9 protein-coding genes are annotated in these 9805 nt (G+C 51.5%); 2 read left to right on the forward strand and 7 right to left on the reverse strand.

The features are described from left to right. The 6 genes from D6694_02450 to hslV form a co-directional block, all read right to left on the reverse strand. A partial coding sequence (locus D6694_02450; protein RMH47193.1) for a ubiquinone biosynthesis regulatory protein kinase UbiB occupies nucleotides 1-797 on the reverse strand: 797 nt, incomplete at its 3' end. A 116-nt stretch (nucleotides 798-913) separates the two neighbouring features. Further along, on the reverse strand, nucleotides 914-1531 hold the full coding sequence (locus D6694_02455; GenBank protein RMH47186.1) for a hypothetical protein: 618 nt from the start codon (nucleotides 1529-1531) through the stop codon (nucleotides 914-916). After that, on the reverse strand, nucleotides 1532-2287 hold the full coding sequence (gene ubiE / locus D6694_02460; GenBank protein ID RMH47187.1) for a bifunctional demethylmenaquinone methyltransferase/2-methoxy-6-polyprenyl-1,4-benzoquinol methylase UbiE: 756 nt from the start codon (nucleotides 2285-2287) through the stop codon (nucleotides 1532-1534). 4 nt (nucleotides 2288-2291) lie between these two features. After that, on the reverse strand, nucleotides 2292-2669 hold the full coding sequence (locus tag D6694_02465) for a DUF971 domain-containing protein (protein ID RMH47194.1): 378 nt from the start codon (nucleotides 2667-2669) through the stop codon (nucleotides 2292-2294). Nucleotides 2670-2674: 5 nt separating this feature from the next. Further along, nucleotides 2675-3991 carry an ATP-dependent protease ATPase subunit HslU gene (gene hslU / locus D6694_02470; protein RMH47188.1) on the reverse strand — a complete coding sequence of 439 codons (1317 nt, stop codon included), beginning with the start codon at nucleotides 3989-3991 and terminating at the stop codon, nucleotides 2675-2677. After that, nucleotides 3988-4533 (reverse strand): ATP-dependent protease subunit HslV, encoded by a 546-nt coding sequence (gene hslV / locus D6694_02475; protein ID RMH47189.1) that lies wholly within the window; start codon nucleotides 4531-4533, stop codon nucleotides 3988-3990. The genes hslU and hslV overlap by 4 nt, the downstream gene beginning before the upstream one ends. Before the next feature lie 132 nt (nucleotides 4534-4665). Between hslV and D6694_02480 the strand changes: the two genes are divergently transcribed. Both D6694_02480 and D6694_02485 read left to right on the forward strand, forming a co-directional pair. Then, nucleotides 4666-6342, forward strand: a complete 1677-nt coding sequence (locus D6694_02480) for a Zn-dependent hydrolase (GenBank protein ID RMH47190.1) — start codon at nucleotides 4666-4668, stop codon at nucleotides 6340-6342. Between the two features lie 18 nt (nucleotides 6343-6360). Next, a complete protein-coding gene (locus tag D6694_02485) occupies nucleotides 6361-9471 on the forward strand; it encodes a hypothetical protein (GenBank protein ID RMH47191.1) in 3111 nt (1036 codons plus the stop codon). Between the two features lies 1 nt (nucleotide 9472). On the opposite strand, the gene D6694_02490 is transcribed toward D6694_02485, so the two are convergent. Next, a partial coding sequence (locus D6694_02490) for a hypothetical protein (GenBank protein RMH47192.1) occupies nucleotides 9473-9805 on the reverse strand: 333 nt, incomplete at its 5' end.

Consider the following 9805-nt stretch of genomic DNA (forward strand, 5'->3'; position numbering starts at 1 on the left):
CCAATATACTTGGGGTTATCCGGATGAGTCGCATCGACAAAGATATTGCCGGGGTGCATGTCGGCATGAAAAAAATTATCGCGAAACACTTGCGTAAAAAATACCGAAACCCCTTTTTCAGCCAAACGCTGCATGTTGACGCCCGCTGCTCTGAGCTTTTCAATGTCACCGACCCCCAACCCATAAATTCGCTCGGACACCATGGCGCGCCGGTGACAGTAGTCCCAGTAAACTTTCGGGATATATAAATCTTCAGAATCGGCAAAGTTGCGGTGCAATTGGGCTTGGTTGGCCGCTTCCCTCCGCAAATCTAGCTCGTCTAGAATGGTGCGGCGGTAATCAGCCACCACTTCCGGCAAACGAAAACGCCGTATTTTTGGTAAGCGCCGATGCAAAAATTGCGACACACTTTTCATCAGCGCCACATCGAGCGCCACAATGCGTTCAATGCCCGGACGCAACCATTTGATCACCACCGCCTCACCGTTAGGCAATTTGGCAGCATGCACTTGTGCGACCGAAGCTGAAGCCAAAGGCGTCGTATCAAACTCGGCAAACAGCGCTTCAACCGGCTGCCCGAATATCTCGGCTAACGCACTTTTCGCATCCACACCATCCACCGGCGGCACTCGATCTTGCAACGCTTGCAACGGATTGGTGATTTCGTCAGGAAACAAGTCTTTGCGGGTTGAAATCAGCTGGCCAAATTTGACGAACACTGGACCAAGGTGAACAAGCGCATCGCGCAACCGTTCACCGTAATCGCCTGGCGGACGTCGCCAAAGCCATGGTTGCATCAAACGCAGACTCTTAAGCCACCAACGCAGAATTCCTTCGTCAACCACCTCGTCTAAACGATAACGAAGCAGCGTCGCCTGAATCTGATAAAGTCGCCAAAACTGCCGCCACCACTTCACGACAATTGCCTCTCTAACCTCGTCAAGCGAGCTTGCACACGCGCCACATCCGATGACAATGCCACTAGCGCCTGTTGGAAATCTTCGAAGGCGGCTCTTTCAGCCATCAACCCAAGCTGATGTCGCGCCACATCGACACACTGTGCCTTCTGCTGCGCGAAGGCTTGACGCACAAACGATTCTACGTTTTCGGCTATCTGAACAAGAGTGTCCGCCGCAGCGTCCCCTAGCCACGGCGCCAGTTGACTGCGCCAATCTGGCGACAACGCCATTAATGACGACATGAGGACTTGCGCTACCGAGGCATTTCCTTTTATCTGCAAGGCACCAACGGTCATGGGCGCGTCCGGCCCCTGAGTGCGGGCGGTGTGCAAAAACGCCTGCCAAGGGCCATGCACAAGCACATCTTCGTCATCGTCTGACGCACCGGGCCACACTTTTATCTGGCGCTCGAATGGCTGAATGATCCAATCGATGGGCAAGTCATCCACACGAATCCGTACGCGACAGCCAACGATGGGACGGATGCGTTCCGACCATGCGGGATCCGCCGTAACGAGGCTGGTGGCCAGGACTTCGAGCATTTGTGTTTGAATCGTTCGCAACATCCACATTCAGGCTTTCCACCCACGGTGAATGGCAACAATGCCCCCTGTCAAATTGTGGACATCGACCCGATCGAACCCAGCATCAAGCATCATCTGCCGCAGCGTTTCCTGATCCGGATGGACGCGTATCGATTCGGCAAGATAACGGTAACTTTCTGAGTCACCTGCCACCAACTGTCCCATGACCGGTAACGCATTGAAAGAGTACAGATCATACAACTTCGCCAAAAGTTCGGACTGTGGCTTGGAGAACTCTAGCACCAGCACTCGACCACCGGGTTTTGTCACCCGCAACATCGAGCGTAACGCCGCCATCTTGTCCGTGACGTTGCGCAATCCAAAAGCAATGGTCACGCAATCAAAACTGTCATCCGAAAACGGCAGGTTTTCCGCATCGGCCTGAACATATTCCACTCCGGAGACAATCCCTCGGTTGGTCAAACGCTCGCGACCCACTTCAAGCATGGAGGCGTTAATGTCCGCCAACACGACCTGCCCTTCTGCCCCCACAAGTCGCACAAATTGTGCCGTCAGGTCACCGGTCCCCCCGGCCAGATCAAGCACGCGTTGACCGGGACGCACCCCTGCTAACGCGACCGTGTATCGCTTCCAAAGCCGATGTATGCCAAACGACATCAGGTCATTCATAAGGTCGTATTTAGCCGCGACCGAATGAAAGACATTCGCGACTTTTTTCTTTTTTTCCGGCTTCGGGACCTTCTGGAAGCCAAAGTCGATCAGTTCTTGTTCATCATTGTTCATTGTGCTAATCCAGGCGAAGAATGGTGACATCATCTGGCTCTCGTTTCGCGCCCGCTTGTCTCAATTTCTCGAGATACTCCGTCCACTTTTGGGGTTGGCGCATTGCCAGCTCATAAAGATATCGCCAAGTATATAGGCCACTGTCGTGTCCGTCATCAAATACAAAACGAAGCGCATAATCGCCGACTGGCTCAATGCGTTGAATGCTGACAAATCGCTTGCCGGAAACGAGCTGGCCACCTTGCCCGCCATGACCGGTCACTTCCGCCGATGGTGAATAAACGCGCAAGTATTCGGCCGACAACTTAAAGCGCCGGCCATTTTCATACACCAGTTCTAGGCATCGCGATTTTTTATGCCAGAGAATCTGTACCGGTCGCATGGCCACTACAGAATGAAACGACTGAGATCTTCATCTTGTACCAGATCGCGGAGCTGCGCGTCCACATAGGCGGCATCAACGACCACTTCGTTCGTCTGCTCGCCGGCAGTGAAAGATGCTTCTTCGAGCAATCGCTCCATTAAGGTATGAAGCCGGCGCGCCCCGATATTTTCTGTCGTTTCATTGACCTGATAGGCAAGCTCAGCCAAGCGCCGAACACCATCATCGGTAAAGCGCAAATCGACGCCTTCGGTTTTGAGCAATGCGGCGTACTGTTTAGTCAAAGACGCATCCGGTTCTGTCAGAATTCGAACAAAATCTTCCACGCCAAGCGAACGTAGCTCAACGCGAATTGGCAACCGTCCTTGAAGCTCAGGTATCAAGTCTGATGGTTTGGCCAAATGAAAAGCGCCAGAACAAATGAACAAGATATGATCCGTGCGCACCATCCCATATTTAGTATTGACCGAACAGCCTTCCACCAAGGGCAACAAGTCCCGCTGCACACCTTCTCTGGACACATCGGCACCATGCTCGGAACGTTTTGCCACTTTGTCGATCTCGTCAATGAATACGATGCCGTTTTGCTCAACGGCATCAATGGCCTGTAATTTCAGCTCCTCTGGGTCAAGCCGCTTATCGGCCTCTTCCTCGACCAGAATACGCATCGCATCCTTGATCTTCAGTCGTCGTTGCTTGCGCGGAGCACTGGACATATTCTGGAACAAACCCTGCAGTTGCTGGGTCAGCTCCTCCATCCCCGGTGGCGCCATGATCTCAACCCCAAGTTGACTTGCGGCCACATCAATGTCAATTTCCTTCTCGTCCAATTGTCCTTCACGCAATTTTTTACGGAACACCTGGCGCGCGGCGGAATCCGCAGAAGCTTCTTCATCGAACGTGCGTGGAGGAGGCACCAAAGCATCCAAAATGCGTTCTTCCGCCGCTTCGACGGCTTGTTGACGCACCTTTTCCCGCGCTTTCTCACGCACCATTTTCATTGCCACATCGACGAGATCCCGGATGATTGAATCCACATCTCGCCCGACATAACCGACTTCCGTGAATTTAGTTGCTTCCACCTTAATAAAAGGCGCTTGCGCAAGGGCGGCGAGACGTCGTGCAATTTCTGTTTTGCCCACCCCCGTCGGACCAATCATCAAAATATTCTTGGGCGTAATCTCTTTGCGCAATTCCGGGGCCACCTGCATGCGGCGCCAACGATTTCGCAAGGCGATGGCTACCGCTCTCTTGGCTTCAGACTGGCCGATAATATGCTTGTCAAGTTCGTGAACGATCTCACGTGGGGTCATCTGGCTCATGATTCGGCTTCCAGAGTTTCAATGGTGAAATGATGGTTGGTATACACACAAATGTCTGCGGCAATGGATAATCCGGCACGCACGATGGCTTCTGCCGACAACTCGCTGTGCTCAAGCAATGCTCGCGCCGCTGCTTGGGCATAGGGGCCACCACTGCCAATCGCCATCAAGCCATCTTCAGGCTCCACCACGTCACCGTTGCCAGTAATGATAAAGGAGTGGTGTTTGTCGGCGACCGCGAGCAAGGCCTCCAGACGCCTTAACATTTTGTCGGTTCTCCAGTCCTTTGCCAACTCAACTGCAGCGCGCATTAACTTCCCTTGATGCAGTTCCAATTTGCTTTCAAAACGCTCGAAAAGGGTAAATGCATCCGCCGTACCACCCGCAAAACCAGCGATGACTTGATCGTGGTATAAGCGCCGGACCTTGCGCGCGTTTCCCTTCATTATGGTGTTGCCCATGGACACCTGACCGTCGCCACCAATGGCCACTTGACCATTGCGACGGACGGACAAAATTGTCGTTCCTCGAAATTGCTCCATGAAATTGCTCCGGAGTTTCTGGTTCATGGCTTAATGGGGACAGATACCGCCAACTTCAAGTCGATTGTGGCGAGATAACACGTTTTGTGGTGAAATGCCATTATATGCTTAAACCATTGTTACGGGACAAAAATGATAAAACGTCTAATTCTTTTCTCTGCCTTCGTCGGTCTTGTCGGCTGCCAACAACCATCCGAAGAAAACAGCGCCACCGCCAAAAGTCACGAAGCCACTGGCTATGACTGGCGCGATGACGCGGCTCGGGCCCGCGCCAATATTTATGCGGAAGTGACGTTGACCGCTGATTTATCTGGCTATTCCGATAATCAGAAGAAAATGCTGGCGAAATTAATTGATGCAGCACAAATCATGGACAAACTGTTTTGGCTGCAGGCTTTTGGCGAACCCCAGCCTTTTTTAAGCAAAATTAAGGACCCTGTCGCGCGCCGTTTCGCGGTGATTAATTACGGCCCTTGGGATCGGCTGGATGGTGACAAGCCGTTTTTGACAGGTTTTGGTGCCAAGCCCCTAGGTGCCAATTTTTATCCGGCAGACATGAGTAAAGAAGAGTTCGACCGTTGGCAACAGCCCGGTAAAGACGGCCTTTATTCGCTCGTGCGTCGTGACAAAGCAGGGAAGTTGACGCTCGTGCCCTATCATGTTGCCTATCACGATGCGCTAAGCCAGGCAGCTCAATTGCTCAACGAGGCCGCAGCATTGGCAGAAAACAAACATTTCGCCGAATACCTTCGACTGCGCGCAAAGGCGTTGTTGACCGATGAGTATTTCCCATCGGACATGGCTTGGATGGACATGAAGGACAACCCCATCGAACTGGTGATCGGTCCCATTGAAACTTATGAAGACCAATTGTTTGGCTATCGGGCCGCTTTTGAAGCGTACGTATTGCTGAAAGACAAGGAATGGAGCCAGAAACTGGCCCGCTTTGCACAGTATTTGCCACAGCTCCAGCAAGGACTGCCTGTTCCGGAGCAATACAAAGCGGAACAACCCGGCAGCGACAGTGACCTGAATGCCTATGATGTGATCTATTACGCGGGACATTCGAACGCTGGCTCAAAAACCATCGCCATCAATCTGCCAAATGACGAGCGTGTTCAGCTCAAAAAAGGCACGCGGCGCTTACAGCTTAAAAACGCGATGAAGGCCAAGTTTGATCACATTTTAGTCCCTATTGCCAATGTGCTCATCGATCCAGCGCAACGCAAGCACATCAAGTTTCACGCTTTCTTCGCCAACACAATGTTTCATGAAGTCGCACACGGCCTAGGGATTAAAAATACGATTAATGGACGAGGCACCGTTCGACATGCATTGAAAGAAACCGCTTCGGCCCTTGAAGAAGGCAAGGCAGACATTCTTGGCTTATATATGATCACCAAGCTACATGAACAGGGTGTGCTCAATGAAGGCGAACTGATGGATTATTACACCACGTTTTTGGCTGGAATTTTCCGTTCCGTTCGCTTTGGCGCCTCAAGCGCCCACGGACGAGCCAACATGCTTCGGTTCAACTATTTCCGCCAAATGGGCGCATTCAGCCGTGACGAAAACACCGGCACATACCGTGTCAATTTTGACAACTTCCAAAAAGCCATGACCGCCTTGTCGCATGACATCCTGACTATTCAGGGTGATGGTGACTACCAGCGCGCCAAAAAATGGCTCGACGACATGGGCATCATTGATGCCTCATTGCAAAAAGATTTGGACCGTCTCAAGACCGCCAATATCCCGGTAGATGTCGTGTTCAAACAAGGAAAAAAGGTCCTTGGCTTAACCCCCTAATTCGACCCGTGGAGGCCTATGTCACGTTATTGGCAGCTTGTCGTCATTTATCTTTATGCCGCCATCGCTGTGTCGGCCAGCGCCGATATGCTCTATTTCCGGATGCGGCATTTTGGTACGTCGCAAGGTTTGCCACACTCCACCGTGGTGGCCCTTGAAGAGGACCACCTGGGGTTTCTCTGGATCGGCACCCCGAATGGCCTTGCCCGATTTGACGGGACACGCCTCCACAGCTATCTGCCACAAAAGCATTCTCAACTTCCGCATCCCCGCATTACGGCGCTGCTCTCCGATTCGCAGCAGCGTCTTTGGGTTGGCACTCGTGATGGCATCGCGCAGTATGATTACGTGACGGACAGCTTTCGTCGCGTACAAGTCGATGACATCACGTCCAGCCAACCGTTGTCGGTATACCGACTGCTTGAGGATTCCGATAACCAAATTATCGCCGCCACGAATCAAGGACTTTTCGTCTATTCAGCCGACGCAGATGCGTTTCACCGTCATCCTGTGTCACATCCTTGGTTAACCCACCCCATTCGCAGTGCACTGGCTGCACCGAACGGCAGTCTCTTGTTGGGTGTGCCGGGCAAAGGCCTCGTCCAGATTCAATCCAACCAAGCCAAGATTCTGGTGTCCGAAAACACGACAACTTTGCCCGAAATACGCGCGCTGGCCGTCACTGACGACCGAACCATCTGGATCGGCACACGAGACGGCCTGTTTCGACTGCCTCGTGATGGACAGCTCTCTCGAGTGATGCTCACGCAAAGCGAACACCCGCTGATCACACAACTGCTGGTAGATTCATTCGGCCGGCTTTGGGTGGGCAGTTATGTTCAAGGGGGATGGCTCATTGAGGCCAATGGTCGACAGCATCATTTGTTTCCCTCTCCACTGTTTCATCAATCACTCCGCGACAAACAAATTTTTGCGCTCACCCAGACATCCGATGGTGGCCTATGGTTTGGCACTTATGCCGGCCTATTTTATCTGCCAACGGAAGCCAAAGACATGCCGTACCGACTCTTATCAAAACCAAAGGACCTGGTTGAAAAGGCACAATGGGTTTCTTGGATCGAAGTCGATCGCGAAGATTTGTGGGTGACCCAATTGCGTAAGGGCCTTTGGCGAATTAAACGGGACACTGGCGAAAAAACGTTTGTGCCCACGCCACATGCCCTACCTTACGTCATTCACAAGGCACCACAGGGGGGACTTTGGGTTGGTTTTGATGGCGGTGGCCTGTACCACTATTCACCGTTGGCCAATCGGTTTACCAAATTTGGTCAAGAGAAGGGACTTGAAGCGAAGTGGGTCACCCGTATTTTTGTTGATCAGTCTGGCATTTCATGGATTGGCACAAACAATGGCCTATATCGTTATGATCGAGAGATGGGACGTTTTCAACAAGTTTCGTTGTTGTCCGACACCAAAGAACGCCCATTTATTCTGGCCATCAATGCCGATGATTCAAACCATCTTTGGGTTGGCACGACTGTTCATGGGCTATTCCGCCTCGACTTAGCCACCGGCCAAATTTTGAATTTTCGTCATCAAACTGATGACGAGAAAAGTTTGCTGCATAACCTCATCTATGACATTCATATCGACGGTGACTCAATTTTTATTGCCTCGCGCGCCGGCTTGTCTAAATTAAATGTGCGGGACTTTTCTTTGCAACACCTCACCCGAGAGAATGGTTTGCCGGATGCCACTGTCTTTGCCATCCGTGGCCGAGCAGACAAACTCATGTGGATTGGCACAGAGCAAGGCATTGCTTTGGTGGATCAAAGCCTGAATATTCTTAAAGTATTGAATACGGCGAACGGTTTATTCGATGCGCCTCGTGCCTACGGCGCTTTTGCCGCCGATGCTGATGGTTTGTGGCTTGGCTACAACGGAGGGCTTTCATTTGTCCCGAATCCACCCGGCCAGGTTTTGTCATTAGAAAAAGTGGCGCCACCCATTGTGGAGCAAATTTTTATCGATGATCGGCTTGAGCATGGGCATTATCTTAGCACTGAAACACAAGCTTCCCTGTTCACAATAAGAGTCCCCTCTACCCACCAATCGGTTCGCTTTGTGCTGTCCACGCCCGTGCTGTCTCGACTTGGACAGGGGGATGTTTTATATCGATTGGCTGGGTTGAATAAAAAATGGACACGGCTAGCGGACCCGGGCTTGACCATCAGTTATACGAACTTGCCCGCCGGGACTTACACCCTCGAATTAAGAGCGCGCCTCGGCGCACGTTACAGCCCGGTATACCGTCCTGTCATGCTCTATGTGACCAGCCCACCTTTGTTGAGTCCACTGGCGCTCACTTTGTATGTCGTCATCGGCCTGATTGCACTTTTGTTATGGCGGCAGAAGCATGTTCGCCAACTTCGAGAAGCTGAAGCACTACAAGCAAGACTAGAAGCCGTGGATAGAGCCAAGGACGAATTGTTGGCCAATGTGTCGCACGAGCTTCGAACGCCACTCAACGGCATTATGGGTATGGCGCAGCTATTGCGGGATGGCCTGCTTGGTCAGGTTTCCGATGACATCAAGACCGCCGTCAATGAAATCTTCAATGCAGGATTGCGCCTCAACCTTTTGGTTGGCAATTTAATTAGCCTATCGCAACTCAAAGCTGGCAATTTCGCAATCCGGTATGAAAAATTCGCTCCCCGGCCGATTGTGGAGCAAGTGATTCGTCTTTTGCAAAACGAACGAAGCACCAAGCGTCATCTAGATATCCGCATTCATATCGATCCTGACTTAACACTTTATGCGGATAAACAAATTTTTGAATTGGTCATGACCAATCTCATACAAAACGCCTTCAAATTTACCGAGGAGGGCTTTGTCGAAATTCGCATCGAGCAGGTCGATGATCAATGGATGATATCTGTTGCCGACAGTGGCATTGGTATGTCCCAAGAGATGCAGGGTGCAGTGCTTAAACCCTTTCAGCAACGGGATTCAAGCCTGACCCGTTTGCATGGCGGCCTCGGTCTTGGCTTATCGATATGCCAACAACTGTTGGCACTGGTTGACAGCCATTTATGGATTAACAGTCGTGAAGGCGAGGGCTCAATTTTTAGTTTTTACTTGCCCATCAACCCCAAACCGAAAAACTAAGCTACCAAATCCGGCAACCAACCAATCCGTTGTCTTGCAAACGATGGCGATCAGACTCAGCTTTGCGTTTACTGTCATAGGGACCAAGCACAACGCGGTACCACTGCCTTCCATCTTTTTCTTTCGTTGTCATCACGTTGGCTTCAAGCCCTGATAACGCGATCTGCGCGCGCAAACTGTCTGCCTTCTCCGGAGAAAGAAAGCTGCCACATTGCATCACCCAGCGACGTGTTGTCTTGCCTTCCGTTTCCGGTTTCGGTGAAACCTTGACCTCAATGTGCTTTTTCTCAAGCAAATCGTAAAACCAATAGTCGTCACTGGTTTTGGCCGATGA

It is taken from the genome of Gammaproteobacteria bacterium, assembly GCA_003696665.1.
GTDB lineage: Bacteria > Pseudomonadota > Gammaproteobacteria > Enterobacterales.